Below are 16,871 nucleotides of genomic sequence, written 5' to 3'. Positions count from 1 at the left end.
CCTCCCCATTTTCCACAAGGTGGCAAAGGGGGAGGGGGACCGCCGCCGCAGGCGGTGCTGGAGGGGGCTACGGCTTACCCATACCCCTCCGTCACGCGCTGATAGCACGTGCCACCTCCCCATTGGGCTTCGCAAAACGGCGAGGATTTTATAGGTCGTAGAACTTGGAGATCGCGGCCCATGCCTCGTCGGCGGTTTCGCACCAAGTGATGAGATCGATGTCCTTGGCGGAGATCGTCCCTTCCTCGGCCAGCGCTTCGAAATCGATCACCCGGTTCCAGAAATCCTTGCCGAACAGCAGGATCGGCATCGGCTTCATCTTGCCCGTCTGGATCAGCGTCAGGAGCTCGAAGAACTCGTCGAACGTGCCGAAGCCGCCGGGGAACACGGCGACCGCCTTGGCGCGCAGCAGGAAGTGCATCTTGCGCAGCGCGAAGTAGTGAAACTGGAAGCTGAGGTACGGCGTGACGTAGGTGTTGGGTGCCTGTTCGTGCGGCAGCACGATGTTGAGCCCGATGCTCTCGCCACCCGCATCGCTCGCGCCGCGATTGCCCGCTTCCATGATCGACGGCCCGCCGCCGGTGGTGACCACGAACTGGCGCTCGCCATCCTCGATGATCGCCTTTTCGGTCGCCAACCGCGCGAGGTTGTAAGCTTCCTGGTAGTACTTCGCCTTTTCGATCAGGCGCTTGGTTACCTTGGCCTCGTCCTCCGACTGGCCCTTGGCGACCTCTTCGAGCGCTTCGACCTGATCGGGCGAGGGAATCCGCGCCGATCCGTACATCACCAGCGTGCTGCCCACGCCTGCCTGGTCGAGCAGCATCTCGGTCTTGAGCAGTTCGAGCTGGAAGCGCACCGGGCGCAGTTCGGGCTGGAGCAGGAAATCGTCGTCGCGGAAGGCCAGCTTGTAGGCCGGGTGCCGCGTCTGCGGGGTGTCGGTGCTCGCCCCCTCCTCTACGAAACCTGCTTCTTCGTCCGCACCATAAAACCGCCGATCGTAGAGATCGCGCACACCGCTATTATTCGTCATAGCCGGGCAGATAGGCCGCTTGGCGATCCCCGGCAAGGCCGTGCAGTTTGGTAGTGACGCGAGCCGACCGGGGGACTAGGCAGCGGGCCGGATGTCCGCGCTGCACCATATCAGGCGATTCCCGCCGTGGAGGATGATCAGCGTCCTGCTGCTGGCATTCGCCCTCAATGCGCTGGCGCCGGCCGGCTACATGATCGCGGCAGGCGAGCACGGCCTGCCGACCGTCTCGGTCTGTCCCGAAACCCATCCGCTTGCCCGCGCGGTGGCAGCGTCTCGCGAAGGGCAACAGTCGGACGACGGCATGGCTATGGACCATGCGTCGATGGACCATGCCGCGATGGGCCATGGGGACGAGGGCGATACCACGCCGACCGCGTCGAACGGCGGGCATTGTACGCTGGCGGGCGCTGCCAAGCTGGCAGTTCACTCTCCCGACGAGACCGTTCTTGCAGGCGAGATCGCCTACGTGGTCATGCTCGGCCTCAGGCCGATCCGCGCTCTATCGCTTCCCGCGCGTCCGCACCTGCGACCGCCCCTGCGCGGCCCGCCTCCGGCGATCTGACACCACCCATCCATTCAGATCACGCGCGCCGCGTGCCGGGCAGCATTGTCCGCGCGCGCCGCGCATCGGAGAATATACGTGAAGATTTCCCATCTTGCGCTGGGCGCAGCCATGCTGGCTGGCGCCTCGCCTGCCTTTGCCACCACCGCAGACACAAACGCGGACGAAGCCGCAGACACCGCCGCCCCGGACAGTCCGCAGCGCACCATCATCGTGACGGGCGAACGTACCGCCAAGGAAGCCGAAGAGCGCGCATCGCAAACCCCCGGCGGAACCGATGTCGTCACCTATGACGAATATGCCGACAAATCGCTGGTCAGCCTGCGCGACACTCTGGCCTACTCGCCGGGCGTCTACCTCCAGCCGCGTTACGGCCAGGAAGTGCGCATCTCGATCCGCGGATCGGGCCTGTCGCGCGGATACCACATGCGCGGCCTCACGCTGTTGCAGGACGGCGTGCCGATCAACCTTGCCGACGACAATGGCGATTTTCAGGAGCTGGAGCCGATCTTCTTCGAATATCTCGAAGTCTATCGCGGCGCCAACGCGCTTCGCTTCGGGTCGGGCACGCTGGGCGGCGCGATCAATGGCGTTACCCCGACGGGTGAAACCGCCAGCGGCCTCTACCTGCGCGGCGATGCCGGCAGCTTCGACACCTATCGCGGGCTTGTCTCCTACGGCGTCCAGAGCGGACCGGGCAATGCATGGGCCGCGATCAGCTACGACAGTTCGGATGGCGATCGCGACCATGCGAAGCGCGAATCGCTGCGCTTCCACGGCAATGTCGGTTTGCAAATCACCGACAATATCGAGAACCGCTCCTACGCCAGCGTCAATTCGATCGACCAGCAGCTACCGGGCGCGCTCACGCTCGCCACGGCGCTGACCGCGCCCGAGACGGGCAATTTTGCGGGCGACCAGGCGCGCGACATCGATTCGATCCGCCTGCAAAACCGCACCCGGTTCTCCTTCGACGGGGGCCAGCTCGACGTGGGTGGGTTCGTCAACGCGAAATCGCTCCACCATCCGATCTTCCAGGTGCTCGACTACAAGTCGACCGATCGCGGCGTCTATGCGCGATTCGACTATGCCACAGGTCGGTTCGAGGTGACGGTGGGCGGCGAAACGCGGCTTGGCGATACCAATGCGAAGCGCTTCGTGAACATCAACGGGCAGCGCGGCGCACCGACCTTCAACGCGGACCAGCGCGCCTCGACCTCAAATATCTATGGCGAGGTCCGCTTCCGTCCGGTCGAACCGCTGCAATTGATCGCAGGTGCGGTCTATGCCGAGGGCTTCCGCGAGCAGCACCTGCTGTTCGACGGATTTTCGGGCGGAGCGGTCGATATCACCGGGCGCGCCGAGTTCGACGGATTCTCCCCCAAGTTCGGCGTGCTGTTCGAGGCGAACGAGAACATCCAGCTGTTTGCCAATTACAGCCGTTCGGTCGAATTTCCGGGCTTTGCCGAGGTGGCGCAGATCGCCAGTTTCGTGAACCTCGACCCCCAGCGTGCGTGGACCGCAGAGATCGGCACGCGCGGGCGTGCGGGCATCCTCGAGTGGGATCTGGCCGCCTATCGCGCGAAAATCGAAGGCGAGCTGCTGCAATTCAATGTGGGGCCGGACATTCCCGCATCGACCTTCAATGCAGGTGACACCACCCATCAGGGTATCGAAGCGGCGCTGTCGATCGACCTCACCCCATGGGCACGCCTGCGGCAGATCTACACCTACAGCGACTTCCACTTCGAGGATGATCCGCAATACGGCGACAACCGCCTGCCGGTGGTGCCCGAGCACCTCTATCGCGCCGAGCTGCGCCTTGGCACCGATGGCCTCCACATCGCGCCCAATGTCGAGTGGATGCCCGACGGGCCCTTCGCGGACTATGACAACAGCCTACAGGTCGATGGCTACGCCTTGGTGGGGATCACCGCCGGGGCCACGCTGACCGACGGGATCGACCTGTTCGTCGATGCGCGCAACCTCTTCGACAGGAAGGCGGTGGGCGACATCAGCGCCGCGATCACCGCGACGCCCACCTCGGCGATCTTCTACCCGGTTGAGCGCCGCGCCGTCTTCGGCGGCGTGCGCGCGCGCTTCTAGGGGAGGGATGATAATGGCCGATACCGCGACCTATCGCACGATCTGGCGCTGGCATTTCTACGCCGGATTGTTCGTGCTCCCCTTCGTCCTGCTGCTGTCGGTCAGCGGGTCGATCTATCTGTTCAAGCCGCAGATCGACCGGTGGGAGGAACGCGATTATCGCGGCCTTTCGCTGGAGGGCGCGGTATCGGCCGACCGGCAGCTGGAGGCGGCGAAAGCCGCGTTTCCCGATGGCTCGTTCAACCATTACCGCCTGCCGGAGGAACCGGGCGATGCGGCGATGGTGCAGATGGGGCTGCCGGATGATTCGCTGAGCGAGGTGTTCGTCTCGCCGCAGGGGCAGGTGCTCGGCACGCTCGACCCGGCGGAGCGGATCTCCAACACGGTCTCGCGCTTCCACGGCTCGCTGATGATGGGCAACTGGGGCGACCGGCTGGTCGAACTCGCCGCGAGCTGGACCATCGTGATGATCCTGACCGGCCTCTACCTGTGGTGGCCACGGCCGTTTCGCGCTGCGGGGACTTTCTGGCCTCGGCGCTCGCTCAAGGGACGCCCGCTGATGAAAGACCTGCACCGGGCGATCGGCTTCTGGCTGGCAGGATTCGTGCTGTTGATGCTGGCCAGCGGCCTCCCCTGGGCGGGCACCTGGGGCAGCGCGTTCAAATGGGCGCGGGGCGAGCTCGGCCTGATCGAAGGGCCGCAGGAGTGGAAAATCGGCGCGGAGAAAGCGGCTGTCGCCGTGCCTTCGGGCCACGACCACGGCGCCGAGGGTCACGCCATGACGCCGACGCCCCCGGTGCCTTCGCAATCGCTGACGGTCGCCGCCTTCGTCCAGCGGGCAGAGGCCGAAGACATGGCGTTCCCGGCACTGGTCCTGCCGCCCCACGCCCCGCAACGCTTCGGGCCGCCGACAGGAGACGTGTGGACGGTGAAGTCGGAAGCGCAGAACCGACCGCTCGTGCGCGCCGTCACCTACAATCCGCAAACCGGCGCCGAGCTTTCGCGCAGCGGCTTTGCGGACAAGCACCCGATCGACCGGGCGATCAATATCGGCATCGCGTGGCACGAAGGCGCGTTGTTCGGCCTCGCTAACCAGATCATGGGGCTGGTCATCGCGCTGGCCCTGATCGCGCTGTCCGTGCTCGGGGTGCTCATGTGGCTTAAGCGCAGGCCGAAAGGGAAACTGGCAGCCCCGCCGCCCGGCGGCCCCCTGCCGCGCGGGCTGATCGCGGTGGCGGTCGTGCTCGCGCTGCTCCTGCCGCTGTTCGGCCTATCGCTGGTCGCGATTCTCCTGCTCGACAAGGGACGGGAGCTGCTTGCTGGTCGGTAGCGCCGGGGAGCGGTCAAGTATCTGTTATGAGGATCGAAAGCTGGATGCCCCGTGAGGGCATCAACAATCTAGGCAATTCTAACCACTTGAAAAGTCTAACCGGTATTTTGCGCCCACGGTTTTCGGCGGGCTACACATTCCGGCTGTCTAACTATTCATGGCCCCCACCCCGGCGGAAAGTGAAAGCGCCCGAACTGGCTGCAACCGGTTCGAGCGCTGGCGCTTCCATTGCGGCGGAAACTGCGGTCCACACTAGCTGCGAAGCGGGGGTGGCGCAATGAGCGATCTGTCGTTTCACATCCGCTCCCACCTGCCCGAATGCGAGGGCGAGGAACTGGAACACCGCATCGCGCTCTTGAAGGCGCGGGATTATGCCGCATGGCTGCGCACCCGCGTGTCGAGCCAGGTAGCACTTGCCCACGCGGCTGACGCGCATGAAATGGCGAGCGCCTACCTCTATGCGGATGTCCTGCCCGACATTCTCAAGGTGGCAGTCGGTTACTGCCGCAACCTCGTTCACGCGGCCTTCCTTGCCGATCATCTGCTGGAAGGGGGTGACGCATGACGGCACCCTTCGTGGCACACGATCCGAGGGGCAACATCCGCCCCTTCCCCGATCAGGCGGCGCTCGACCGAGAATATCAGGAATATGAGCACGCGAACGGCTTAGCGCCTGCGAGCCACGACCGGGGCAGCGCAATCAAGCGGCGCATGGTCAGCCTGAGCACCATCGAGGCTGTGCTGGTGTCCAACTACCTCGTGAAAGGTTGGCTTTCCGCGAACGGCTTTTCGATGCTCTACGGCCCGTCGAACGCGGGCAAGACCTTCGTGGCGCTCGACCTCGCCATGCATGTGGCCGCTGGAGAGCCGTGGCGCGATTGCAAGGTCGCTGGTGGCCCTGTGCTTTATATCGCTGCCGAGGGCGGCTGTGGCGTCCTGAATAGGCTGGCAGCGTTCAAGCGTGAACATCCGAACATGGCGACGGCCCCGTTCCATTTGCTGCCCATCGGGGTGGACCTCCACGGCAGCGATGACACGACGGCTATCGCGGACCTCTTGCGCGAAATGAGGCCCGTTCTGGTGGTGGTCGATACTCTCGCCCGGTCGATTGGCGATGGCGACGAGAACACCGCGAAAGATGCGGCCATCTTCGTGAAGAACTGCGATGTCATCCGCGAAGCTACCGGCGCGCATGTCATGGTGGTGCATCACACTGGCAAGGATGAGGAACGCGGTGCGCGTGGATCATCGGCCCTTCGTGCTGCGGTCGACACCGAGATTCTGGTTTCTGCCAGTCACACCATTTCCAGCAAAAAGCAGCGCGATATGGTCGCACCCTTCGACCTGCACTTCACCCTGCGCTCGGTGACGCTTGGCGAGGATGAAGACGGCGACCCGGTAACAAGCGCGGTGGTCGATCCTACCGAGACCCCTGCCCCTGTCCGCAAGCCCCTCACCGGCAAGGATGAGGTGGCGATGTCGGCGCTGATCGCGGCCCTTGCCGAGCATGGGCGCACGAACATGGGCGAGGACTATCCGGCTGGCGTGGCGGTGGTCTCGCTAGAGGACTGGCGTGACGCCTGTGACAAGCGCGAACTGACTACCGGGGCAAGCCCGAGCGCAGCCCGCACCGCCTTTAAGCGCGCCAAAGACCGGCTGCTCGAACTCAACCACGTGCGCGGGTTTAACAACTATTTCTGGAGGGTGCAGACCGATGATTAACCTGCACCGTCACAACCGTCACACACCGTCACATGTGACGCTCGATTGCACGCCAGTTTTGCCGTCACAGGCGTCACACACCCCTAAGGGGTGTGACGTTGTGACGCTGGCCGACATTGGTCCCAATGCCCCCGTTTTGAAATCGGCGTGGGACCGGCGGGGGGCTTTTCCGCTCTCTCTCCCGAAGCGGGAGGGCAGCGAATGACTAGGGCATCGAAAGAGGCAGCGGCGGCGCTGCGATTCCTGCCTACGCTGGTGGTGCCGGAAGGGCGCTTGGCAGGCCGCAAGGTGAAGCTGGCGAAATACCAGAAAGACTTTGTGCGCGGTGCATTCGCTCCCGGCATCGAGGCTGCGGTCCTGTCCATTGGGCGTGGCAACTCGAAGACCGCGACATCGGCAGGCATCGCGCTCGGTCACTTGATGGGCGAGATTGCACCGCAGCCGAAGCGCGAAATCATCTTCGCCGCTCGAAACCGCGATCAAGCGAAAACGGCATTCGGCTTCCTCGTCGGTTTCATCGAAGGCCTGCCCGAAGACCAGCGCGAGCAATTCGTGATCCGGCGCGGTTCGCGGCTGGAAGTCGAGACCGAAGAAAACGGCGGCGGACTGGCGCGCGTAATCGCAGCCGATGGCAAGTCGATCCTTGGCGGCGCTCCTACGCTGGCCATTCTCGATGAGCGGGCAGCATGGGAGCGGGAAAAGGGTGACGCGCTCGAAAACGCTATCCTGTCCGGTCTCGGTAAGCGCGACGGGCGGGCGCTGATTATCTCGACCAGCGCGCCCGATGACGCGAACACGTTTTCCCGGTGGCTCGATGAGCCGCCACCCGGAACCTATGTGCAGGAACATCGGCCCGATCCCGGCTTGCCGCCGGATGACTTGGAAAGTCTGCTGATCGCCAACCCCGGCGCAAAAGAGGGCATCGGCCCCTCGCCCGAATGGCTGATCGCACAGGCGCGGCGCGCAATCGCACGCGGCGGCTCTGCCCTGTCTAGCTTTCGCAATCTCAATCGGAATGAGCGGGTGGCATCGGATAACCGCTCGGTCTTGCTTACCGTCGACGAGTGGCTCGGCTGCGAGGTCTCGCCCGATGAACTGCCCTTGCGCGAAGGCCCGGTGGTCATGGGCGTCGACCTAGGCGGCTCGCGCTCGATGTCGGCGGCGGCGCTCTATTGGCCAGAGACCGGACGGCTCGAATGCCTGGGCGCGTTTCCCTGCAATCCCGGTCTTGCTGATCGCGGGCAGGCTGACGGCGTATCGCACCGCTATGTCGAGATGGCCGAGCGGGGCGAGCTGGTCACAATGGGCGACACGACTGTGCCGGTCGGGCGCTTCCTTGCCGATGTCCTTGAGCGGCTGAACGGGCAGGCTCCAGCGGCAATCTGTGGCGACCGCTTCCGTCATGCCGAGTTTGTCGAAGCCTTGCGCGAAGCGGGCCTAGATCGCGTGCCTGCCATCTGGCGCGGCTTTGGTTGGAAGGATGGCAGCGAAGACATCGAGCGCACCCGGCGTGCGGTGTTTGAAGGCGAGGTGCAGTCTGTGCCTTCCCTGTTGCTGCGCTCGGCATTCGCGGACGCAATCACGCTGGTCGACCCGGCGGGCAACCACAAACTCGCTGCTGGCCGCTCGACGGGTCGCGTGGACCCGGTGGCGGCAACCGTCATCGCGGTCGCACAGGGTCAACGCATGAAACGCGCACCGGACCTAAAGGGGGGACGCATCGCATGGGGATGACACAAACCGCATCGCGGCTGATCGCGAAGCATGGGCAGGCGGCAACGCTCCTAAGGGCGGGACCGGGCGGCGAAGACCCGTTCGGCGCACCGATCCCCGGCGAGGATGTCGAATACGACTGCACCATCCTGACCGCGACCTATGCCATCGAACTGAAGCTCTTGGCCGGTGGCTTTCTCGACGTGGATGACCAGCGGGTTTTCGTCTCGGTCGACGGGCTGGCGATCACGCCTGAGACCTCTGACCGCATCGAAATCGACGGGACCGAATACGCCATCGGTCGCGTGTCACCGCTCGCCCCGGCTGGCGATGTCCTGTTTTACGAATTGCAGGTGCGCGATGTTCTCTGATCGCAAGGAACACACCCGGCACTCGCGCCATGTCACACGCGGCCCGCGTTGGAAGGCCCTGCGGATGCAGGCGCTCGACCGCGACGGCTGGCAATGTGTCGAGTGCGGTTCGCACCATCGGCTCGAATGCGACCACGTGGAGCCTGTGCGGACGCATCCGCACCTCGCCTACGTGCTGTCCAATCTGCAAATCCTGTGCGCGTCCTGTCACACGCACAAAACCAGAATTGAGGTTGGCTTAGCGCCGCTCAATCCGAAGCGTCACGAGTGGCGCAACTTCCTCAAAAACCCCCTGAAATATTGAACATAAGGTGAATCTCAAATGTTGAAGTCTATGGAAATCACGCATCGCCAGTCGGAGATCCGTCAGGAACTCGCCACGCTGGCAGGTAATGACAACCCGACCGAAGACGAGACCCGCTCGATGGCGGAGCTCGACAAGGAATATCGGGCGAACGAAACCCGGTATCGCGCCGCGATCATCGCAGAAGACGAGGAACGCCGGGAAGCTGGCAAGGAACTCGAAACCCGGTCGGAGACCGAGTGGGCCGACATGATGTCGAGCTTTGAGGTTCGGCAGGTTGCGGCGGCGCTCGACCACGGCGCGCAGCTTTCGGGGCAGACGGCGGAAATTGTGCAGGAAATGCGCAGCCACGGTGCCTATCAGGGCATCCCGCTCCCGCTGGAAGCGCTTGAGGTCCGCAATACCGTCTCGACCGGCACGGTGGAGCCGAAGCAGACGCAGGGCATTTTCGACCGGCTGTTCCCCACGTCCGTGGCATCGCGCCTTGGCGTCAACTCGGTCTCGATCCCGTTCGGAACGGTAGAATATCCGGTGGCAACGCAAGGTGCGGTGGCCGGCTGGGCAGCGACCGAGGGCGGCAACGTCCCGAATGCAACGGCCTTCCAGACGACCGAGACCACGCTTTCGCCCGACCAGACGCTCGGTGCGCACATGCGTATCAGCCGCAAGGCGGTGAAGCAGACCGGGCCGGGTCTCGAACAGGCCATTCGCCGCGACATGGCAGCGGCCATCGGGTCGGAACTCGACCGGGCAATCCTTGTCGGTGACGGTGCCGATGGCGAGCCTACCGGGCTGGTCGAACTTGCCAGCGGCACCGGCACCTGGGCGGCAACGTGGCCCACGGTTCGCACCGAGATTATCGCGTTCATGACTGCGAACGCTATCTCCGATCCGTCTGCGGTTCGCATGGCCATCACGCCTGACATGTGGGCGGACTTGGATGACGCCATTTTCGATGATGGCAGCGGACAGACCGAGTGGACCCGCCTGACCAGCGGCATGGGCAATCCGATCCTTTCGACGCAGCTTTCGGCTGATACGGCGCTGCTTGCCGTTTCGGCTGGTGGTCTCGCACCGGCCTATCTCGGCATGTGGGGTGGCGTGGACATGATCCGCGATCCCTACAGCGATGCACAGTCGGGCGGGCTTCGCCTGACCGGCCTGCTTACCGTGGACCTCAAGGTTCCGCGCGCTTCGCAGCTTCGCGTCCTGTCGGCAGGTTCCTAAGATGCTTTGGGGCGGCTCGCTCGGCGGATTGGAAATTCGCCAAGAAGGCGATGCGGTTCGCGTGGCGGGCCGCTTCCCTTACGACACCCGGACGCAGCTCGCGCCCGGATACTTTGAAACCATCGCGCGCGGGGCATTCGCCTCCCGCGTGAACGGCACCGATGACCTGCACTTCCTGAGCGGTCACGACTTCGAGAAACCCTTGGCCAGTCGCATGGCCGGGACACTTGAGGTCCGCGAGGAAACCGACGCGCTGACCTTCGAGGCAACGGTGGCAGCCCACACGTCATGGGCGCGGGACTTCCTCGCGGCGCATGGCGCGGGCCTGATCCGTGGACTGTCACCGGGCTTTCGTGTGGCCAAGGGCGGCGAGACCGTCACCCGCGAAAACGGCGTGGTTCATCGCAGCATTACCGAGGCGGAACTGGTCGAGGTCTCGGCAGTGACGCGCGGGGCCTATCCGACCGCACAGATTGAGGCCCGCAACTGGTCGCCTTGTGTGCGCCATGAGCGGCCCGATGCGGGCCTGCACCGCACCTTAAACCGATGGAGGCTCTAATGATGGCCGAGACGATTGCAGAGACCGAGGCGGTCCCTAGCGCCTATCCTGACGCGCCTGACGGCCTGTCGACCGCAGCGGCGGCGATTGATGCGAACATGCTCTGGCAGCGCATCGAGACCTATATCGCGCACCGCTTCACCGAGCGAACGGTGACATGGGTTGTGGAAGGGAAAGGGCATTGGTGCTTCACCCTGACGCCTGCGACCCTGACCAGCGCGGAAAAGTGGACGGGCGAGGCATGGGAGGCGGTGACGCTCTCGGCAGGGCCCTACGGCTACTGTCTGGACGATCTAGGGCCCTATCGCATCGTTGCCGATGTCGGCGGCGGAACGGTGCCTGAAGCCATCGCAGGGGCCTTCAGGCGCTTGGCTGAATACCTTGCAGACGAGACCGATCGCGCGGGCGCTTCGGAATACTCGGTCAATATGGGCGGGGCCATCGAAGAGACCTACCGGCGCAACGCGGCATGGACCGCGCTCGCCATGCAAAACAGCGGCGCGGCTGACTTGTTGCGCCCGTATCGGAGGGCCTGACCATGTGGCCATTTACGAAAAAGACCGAGGCTATCGAGAAACGCTCGACCGGCACCGGATACACTTCGCAGCTTATGCAGGCCCGCGCGGCCTACATCATGGGCACCGATGGCTTGGCGGAACTGACTGGCACGGTGCAGGGATGCGTCAGCCTATGGGAGGGTGGATTGAGCCTTGCCGATGTCGACGGCACCGACATGCTGACCCCGTTCGATCTTGCCCTGATCGCTCGCGCTTTAGCGCTACGTGGCGAGGCGGTGTTTGCCATCCGGCCTGACGGGCTGGTGCCTTGTTCGGATTGGGACTTGTCGACCCGCTTTTCGGTCCCGACCGCCTACCGGGTCACGATCCCCGATGCAGGCGGCGGGAAGACCGAGACGCTACTGGCAAGCGAGGTGTTGCACTTCCGGGTCGGTTGCGAGGTCTCGGCACCCTACACGGGCGTTGCACCGCTAAGGCGGGCACGGCTGACCGGCGGGCTGCTAGAAACGCTCGAAACGGCGCTTTCGGAAATCTACGCCGATGCACCGCTCGGCTCGGCAGTCATCCCTATGCCGGAACAGCCTGACACGGACATGACGGCACTGGCGCGGGGCTTCCGTGGAATGCGCGGGCGGGTTCTGGTGCGGGAATCGGTGAACGTGACGGCGGCGGGCGGACCTGCACCGCAGACGGACCTGAAGCCGCACGATGTCACGCCCGATCTTTCCAAGGCGATGACCAAAGAAACGCTCGACGGAGCCAAAGCTGGCATCGAGACAGTGTTCGGCGTCCTGCCCGGTCTCAGCAATCCCGCCACAACCGGGCCGATGGTGCGCGAGGCGCAGCGGCATCTGGCGCAATGGGTGTTGCAGCCCATCGCGGTCATGATCGCACGAGAGGCAAGCCTGAAGCTGGGCGGCAATATCTCGCTCGATGTCATGCGGCCCTTGCAGGCTTTCGACACCGGCGGGCGGGCGCGTGCCTTCGCTGCGGTGGTTCAAACCCTGGCACTGGCGAAAGAGAATGGCGTGGATGCGGACGCTGCCATGCGGCTGGTCGATTGGAGCGGCACCGGAGATTAGGCTGGTCAGCCTGTGGGTTTCGGCATTGGTTCCCCACAAATGGCCCGGTTAGTCGGTGAGTGCGTAAACCCCGACACGGCACGGCCCCTCTATTCCTTGGGGGCGCGGTGCAGGACCGGCACAGCGGAAACGCTGGGGCCGGTCCAACTAATCGAACTATTGGCGGATGTGCCTATTAGTTTCAGCTACCAGCGCTTAGAAAGTCGTTCACGAAACTCGGTTGATGGACAACTTGGCGACATAGGGCATAGGTTCGCAGAATTTCTTCGCGATTGCTCCCGTCAATAATTGGAATTCCGGCTGTCGACCCCCGACCTTTCGAGTATTCGGTGCCGGTCAGAATGGATACAGTTAGATAATAGGCCACCGCATCCGGGCTTAGCTGACTTGCGTTGCTACTTGCATCACTCATTGACCTAGACTCCTCTCGGTTTCATAATCTGACGCGAGACGACCCGGCGCGCCAACGCCGAGCCGCCTCTGACCACAACACGCTTTCTAGGAGCGCATCATGGCTACTGCATACCTACGGGCGGAATCCGTCCCCGTCATCCTACCTCACAATTTGTCCGCAGCCGCAGCCGTCCTGGCGCACGCCGATCCCGACGCCATAGGCAAGGCGGTCGAGGCGCTGGTCCTGTTGCTCGACGCGATGAGCGGCGACCCTGACCTTGAGGCAACCGACGCCGAAGACGACTTTGTGAAACGCGAGCCGCAACCTTGGCACGGCCCCGGCTGCACAATCTCTGATCCCGACGAGGGGGTCGACGATGGCCGTGAGCTTGAAGACGAGCGCGAGCCTGACGAGACCGACGCACCAATCCCGATACCGGGAGGCGGCAGCGGCGATTGCTGATCCAATGTCCCCGGCGCGCTAACGCCGGGGCTTTGTGGACAAATTGCAATTAGAGCTTGCGCCTATCTGCAAAAGATGCAATTAGGCTGGCATGAAGTCGGCAGAATTCAACCGGGTCATGGCAGAGTCGCTGGGTCTCCCGCTCAAGACCGTGACCACATACACGCGCTTTCTCAAGGAAGCTGGGTTGCTGACGACCGGCGCGCGAGGCGTGAATGCGCCTGACATGACGCCGATGGACGCGGCCCGCACTCTGATTGCCGTGCTCGCTTCCGATGGCCCGAGCCAAGCTGTCGAGCGTGTGCGCCGGTTCGGTCCTATGCCCTTCGATCCCAACTTTGATATTGTTTGGCCCCACTACGCCAACATCGGGCAAGCGCGCTACAGTGCCACCTATGAGGGGGAGACCTTCGAGGAAGCGTTAGCGTTTCTGTTCTCCCGCTATCAGGTGCTCGGCATCGACGGCGCATCCTCTTTCTTCCTGCGCAATGTTGTAAGCGTCAGGATCGAGCCTTTCGATATTCTAGGCGAGCTGGTCCAGTGGGGCATGGAAGACGGACGACCGGTGCGGGAGGAAGTCGCCCCGTTCAAAGGCGACCCCTACGATAGTCAATTCCCGAAGATCACCGGCCATATCCGCACAACGCGAATGGTGACTGGCGACATTTTTTCGCTGGTTGGGATCATGCTCGCGGCGTCTGATGAAGAGGCGAGCGAAGGCTGATGTCCGGTCGACGCGCCCTTATCTCGAAAGACGACCTAGACCGGATGGCATGTGCTGTCGCGGCCCACGGCGTTGTCATGAAAGGGCGTGTCGATCCTGAAGGCGGCTTTTCGTTTACGCTCTGCCCGCGCTCGTACACCAGCACGGGCGGCGTCGATGATATTGATGCAGCGATTGCGAGGGGTGACGGGTTTTGAAGAGCGGATACAAATACGTCTCCGGCACCCGCATCAAGGGCAAGACCTATTGGCGCTTTCGCCGCAAAGGCTACCCAATGCACTATTTCAAAGCCCCGCTCGGCTCTAAAGACTTCGAGCGCGAGTATGCCGAATGTCTGGCGGCTGAGGCACCATCAATCGGTGCGGAACGCATCCGCCCTGGCAGTGTCTCGGATGTCATCGCGCGCTATTACAGCGACCTCGCCTTCAAAGATCTGCGGCCAGCTACTCAAAGTGTCTATCGCGGTGTGCTTGAGCGCTTCCGCACGGCCTATGGCGATGTTGCGATGTCGCGCTTCGATGCGGGACGTATTCAGGCGATCATGAACCAGATGCAGCACAAGCCGCACGCAGCGGCCCGCCTGCGCAAGCTACTGCACCAGCTATTCATCGTGGCAAGACGAGAGCGCATCGTCCCCGGCACATTCGATCCGGTGAAAGACACGCGCCCGCCGAAACCGGACGACAGCGAAGGCTATCATCGGTGGACCGAGGCTGAGTTGGCGCAATTCGAGGCTATTCATCCTCTTGGAACAAAGCCCCGGCTCGCGTTCGCGCTGCTACTCTACGGCGCTCAGCGAAGCCAAGACGTAAGGTATCTGACCCATAGGGCAATCAGTGGTGGTCGCATCCGCCTGAAACAGTCAAAGACTTCGACGGCGGTCGATGTCCCTGTGGTGGACACACTTCGTATTGCGCTCGATGCCGGACCGCTTGGTAAGACTCTATTGCTCGAAAACCGCGACGGCACGGCTTTTACCGCGAAGGGGTTTTACAATCTGGTGAAGCGCGCCTGCATCAAGGCCGACTTGCCTCATTGCTCTGCCCACGGGTTGCGTAAATCGGCGGCGGCTCGGCTGCGGGTCGCGGGTTGCAGCGATCAAGAGGGCATGGCGATCACCGGCCACAAGTCGATTGCGATGTATCGGAAATACGCTGGGGATGCTGGCGATGCGGCTCTTGCCGATAGCGCGATGGCCAAAGCTTACGGCGCGGAAATGTCTAACCCGCTCGAAAAGTTAGACACGACACCATCACAACCCAAGGAAAAGTAGGCATGACGGACCAAAGCTGGATGCCCCGTGAGGATTCGAACCTCAATTGACGGAGTCAGAGTCCGTAGTCTTACCATTAGACGACGGGGCAACAGCTGGTCCGCGTGAATCTCGACCGGCGAGACGCGGAGGGCTTCGCGAAGCGGCGCATCTAGAAAGGTGTGGCCGCAGCGTCAAGCGTCGAAAAGGAGCGCGGCCTTGCTCCGCCGCGCCGCTGCCGTTAGCATGGGTGCCAGGTCCCCGAGGGAACTCTCCCCCCGGGCGGTATGGAATTGGTAATTATGGCGGACTTCGCGCCGCCGGACGACAACAACAGGGCTTGCGAACCGGAGGGCACGACGTCCGGCAAGGTAGCAGACAAGCGCTATCACTCTCCGAAGCCCATGGAGCCGAATCGACGCCCCCGCAAAGCGGATGGCCCGCGGCGCAGCAACGTCTTCGACAAGCGTTCGAACGTGCGCGGACCTGCGCGCCACGGCAAGCACGCGCGACAGGCCTATGCCGCGCTCGACCTGGGCACGAATAACTGCCGCCTGCTGATCGCGCGGCCATCGGGACAGGATTTCACCGTCATCGACGCGTTCAGCCGAGTGGTGCGGCTAGGCGAAGGGCTCGCGCTGTCGGGCCGCCTGTCGGACGAGGCGATGGACCGCGCGCTGGGGGCGCTGCACGTCTGCGCCGAAAAGCTGCGCCGCCGCAACGTCTTCCTCGCCCGGTCGGTTGCGACGGAGGCCTGCCGCAGGGCCACCAATGGTGCCGCGTTCATCGATCGCGTGCGCGAGGAAACGGGGATCGTGCTCGATATCATCTCCGCGCAGGAAGAGGCGCGGCTGGCGGTGTTGGGCTGCCACGTCCTGCTCGAACAGGGCGAAGGGCCCGCGCTGATCTTCGACATCGGCGGCGGTTCGACCGAGCTGATCCTGGTCGGCCCCGGCGATGGGGCGATCCCGCGCATCCTCGACTGGCAAAGCGTGCCGTGGGGCGTCGTCTCGCTGACCGACACGGTGATCGGCAAGGCGCCGCCCGCGCAAGACAGCGCAGGCCGGCTGGCGCTCTATGCCGAAATGCGCCGCACGGTGGACGAAAGTTTCGCCCCTTTCGCCGAGCGGATTCGCGACGCGTCGCGCGAAGACGATATCCGCCTGCTCGGCACCAGCGGGACCGTCACCACACTCGCCAGCCTGCACCTGGAGCTGCCCCATTACGACCGGCGGGCGGTCGACGGGCTGATCGTGCCTGCGGCGGCGATGCGCGATATCTCCACGCGCCTGTCCGCCCTCAGCCAGGACGAGCGGGGCGAGCTGCCCTGCATCGGGCCCGACCGGGCGGAACTTGTGGTGGCAGGCTGCGCGATCCTCGAATCGATCCTCGACCTGTGGCCCGCCGACCGGTTGGGGGTGGCCGATCGCGGGATTCGCGAAGGCATCCTTCGCAGCCTGATGGCCGCCGATTTCGCGGGCGCCAAGGGCCCCAATCCGGAAAGCAGAAACTGAC

17 protein-coding genes and 1 tRNA gene are annotated in these 16,871 nt (G+C 63.8%); 16 read left to right on the top strand and 2 right to left on the bottom strand.

The features are described 5' to 3' along the window. Positions 1–148: 148 nt before the first annotated feature. A complete protein-coding gene (locus AAG591_RS08180) occupies positions 149–1,030 on the bottom strand; it encodes an LOG family protein (RefSeq protein ID WP_342530627.1) in 882 nt (293 codons plus the stop codon). A gap of 133 nt (positions 1,031–1,163) precedes the next feature. Between AAG591_RS08180 and AAG591_RS08175 the strand changes: the two genes are divergently transcribed. The 15 genes from AAG591_RS08175 (at position 1,164) to AAG591_RS08105 (ending at position 15,377) form a co-directional block, all read left to right on the top strand. Then, complete coding sequence (locus tag AAG591_RS08175; protein ID WP_342530624.1) at positions 1,164–1,592, top strand: hypothetical protein; 429 nt, start codon at positions 1,164–1,166, stop codon at positions 1,590–1,592. A 111-nt stretch (positions 1,593–1,703) separates the two neighbouring features. Continuing rightward, on the top strand, positions 1,704–3,698 hold the full coding sequence (locus AAG591_RS08170; RefSeq protein WP_425341653.1) for a TonB-dependent receptor family protein: 1,995 nt from the start codon (positions 1,704–1,706) through the stop codon (positions 3,696–3,698). A 13-nt stretch (positions 3,699–3,711) separates the two neighbouring features. Then, a complete protein-coding gene (locus AAG591_RS08165) occupies positions 3,712–5,028 on the top strand; it encodes a PepSY-associated TM helix domain-containing protein (protein ID WP_342530622.1) in 1,317 nt (438 codons plus the stop codon). A gap of 277 nt (positions 5,029–5,305) precedes the next feature. After that, positions 5,306–5,593 carry a hypothetical protein gene (locus tag AAG591_RS08160; RefSeq protein ID WP_342530621.1) on the top strand — a complete coding sequence of 96 codons (288 nt, stop codon included), beginning with the start codon at positions 5,306–5,308 and terminating at the stop codon, positions 5,591–5,593. After that, positions 5,590–6,750, top strand: coding sequence for a helicase RepA family protein (locus tag AAG591_RS08155; protein WP_342530620.1), 1,161 nt, complete (start codon positions 5,590–5,592; stop codon positions 6,748–6,750). Before AAG591_RS08160 ends, AAG591_RS08155 begins: the two co-directional genes overlap by 4 nt. A 201-nt stretch (positions 6,751–6,951) precedes the next feature. Continuing rightward, positions 6,952–8,484, top strand: a complete 1,533-nt coding sequence (locus AAG591_RS08150; protein ID WP_342530619.1) for a terminase large subunit domain-containing protein — start codon at positions 6,952–6,954, stop codon at positions 8,482–8,484. Then, positions 8,475–8,834: a hypothetical protein gene (locus tag AAG591_RS08145; protein ID WP_342530618.1), complete on the top strand. Its 360-nt coding sequence runs from the start codon at positions 8,475–8,477 to the stop codon at positions 8,832–8,834. Before AAG591_RS08150 ends, AAG591_RS08145 begins: the two co-directional genes overlap by 10 nt. After that, complete coding sequence (locus tag AAG591_RS08140) at positions 8,824–9,138, top strand: HNH endonuclease (protein ID WP_342530617.1); 315 nt, start codon at positions 8,824–8,826, stop codon at positions 9,136–9,138. Before AAG591_RS08145 ends, AAG591_RS08140 begins: the two co-directional genes overlap by 11 nt. Positions 9,139–9,168: 30 nt before the next feature. Next, a complete protein-coding gene (locus AAG591_RS08135) occupies positions 9,169–10,365 on the top strand; it encodes a phage major capsid protein (RefSeq protein ID WP_342530616.1) in 1,197 nt (398 codons plus the stop codon). Between the two features lies 1 nt (position 10,366). Next, positions 10,367–10,924: an HK97 family phage prohead protease gene (locus AAG591_RS08130; RefSeq protein WP_342530615.1), complete on the top strand. Its 558-nt coding sequence runs from the start codon at positions 10,367–10,369 to the stop codon at positions 10,922–10,924. Continuing rightward, positions 10,924–11,460, top strand: coding sequence for a hypothetical protein (locus AAG591_RS08125; protein ID WP_342530614.1), 537 nt, complete (start codon positions 10,924–10,926; stop codon positions 11,458–11,460). The genes AAG591_RS08130 and AAG591_RS08125 overlap by 1 nt, the downstream gene beginning before the upstream one ends. A 2-nt stretch (positions 11,461–11,462) precedes the next feature. Continuing rightward, positions 11,463–12,524 (top strand): hypothetical protein, encoded by a 1,062-nt coding sequence (locus tag AAG591_RS08120; protein ID WP_342530613.1) that lies wholly within the window; start codon positions 11,463–11,465, stop codon positions 12,522–12,524. A gap of 511 nt (positions 12,525–13,035) precedes the next feature. Beyond that, positions 13,036–13,380: a hypothetical protein gene (locus AAG591_RS08115; RefSeq protein WP_342530612.1), complete on the top strand. Its 345-nt coding sequence runs from the start codon at positions 13,036–13,038 to the stop codon at positions 13,378–13,380. Positions 13,381–13,471: 91 nt separating this feature from the next. Further along, entirely contained in the window at positions 13,472–14,104 is a 633-nt protein-coding gene (locus tag AAG591_RS08110; protein ID WP_342530610.1) for a hypothetical protein, read from the top strand. A gap of 193 nt (positions 14,105–14,297) precedes the next feature. After that, the gene (locus tag AAG591_RS08105) at positions 14,298–15,377 is read left to right on the top strand and encodes a tyrosine-type recombinase/integrase (protein WP_342530609.1); all 1,080 of its coding nucleotides are present in this window, start codon (positions 14,298–14,300) and stop codon (positions 15,375–15,377) included. Positions 15,378–15,394: 17 nt separating this feature from the next. Here the strand turns inward: AAG591_RS08105 and AAG591_RS08100 are convergent. Continuing rightward, positions 15,395–15,468 (bottom strand) — tRNA-Gln (locus tag AAG591_RS08100). Positions 15,469–15,658: 190 nt separating this feature from the next. Here AAG591_RS08100 and AAG591_RS08095 point away from each other — a divergent pair. Further along, positions 15,659–16,870 carry a Ppx/GppA phosphatase family protein gene (locus AAG591_RS08095; RefSeq protein ID WP_342531244.1) on the top strand — a complete coding sequence of 404 codons (1,212 nt, stop codon included), beginning with the start codon at positions 15,659–15,661 and terminating at the stop codon, positions 16,868–16,870. Position 16,871 lies beyond the last annotated feature (1 nt).

It is taken from the genome of Citromicrobium bathyomarinum (assembly GCF_038594485.1).
Taxonomy (GTDB): Bacteria; Pseudomonadota; Alphaproteobacteria; order Sphingomonadales; family Sphingomonadaceae; genus Alteriqipengyuania; species Alteriqipengyuania bathyomarina_A.
The sequence above is the reverse complement of the archived record's forward strand: the minus strand, read 5'-3'. Positions and strand labels throughout refer to the sequence as shown.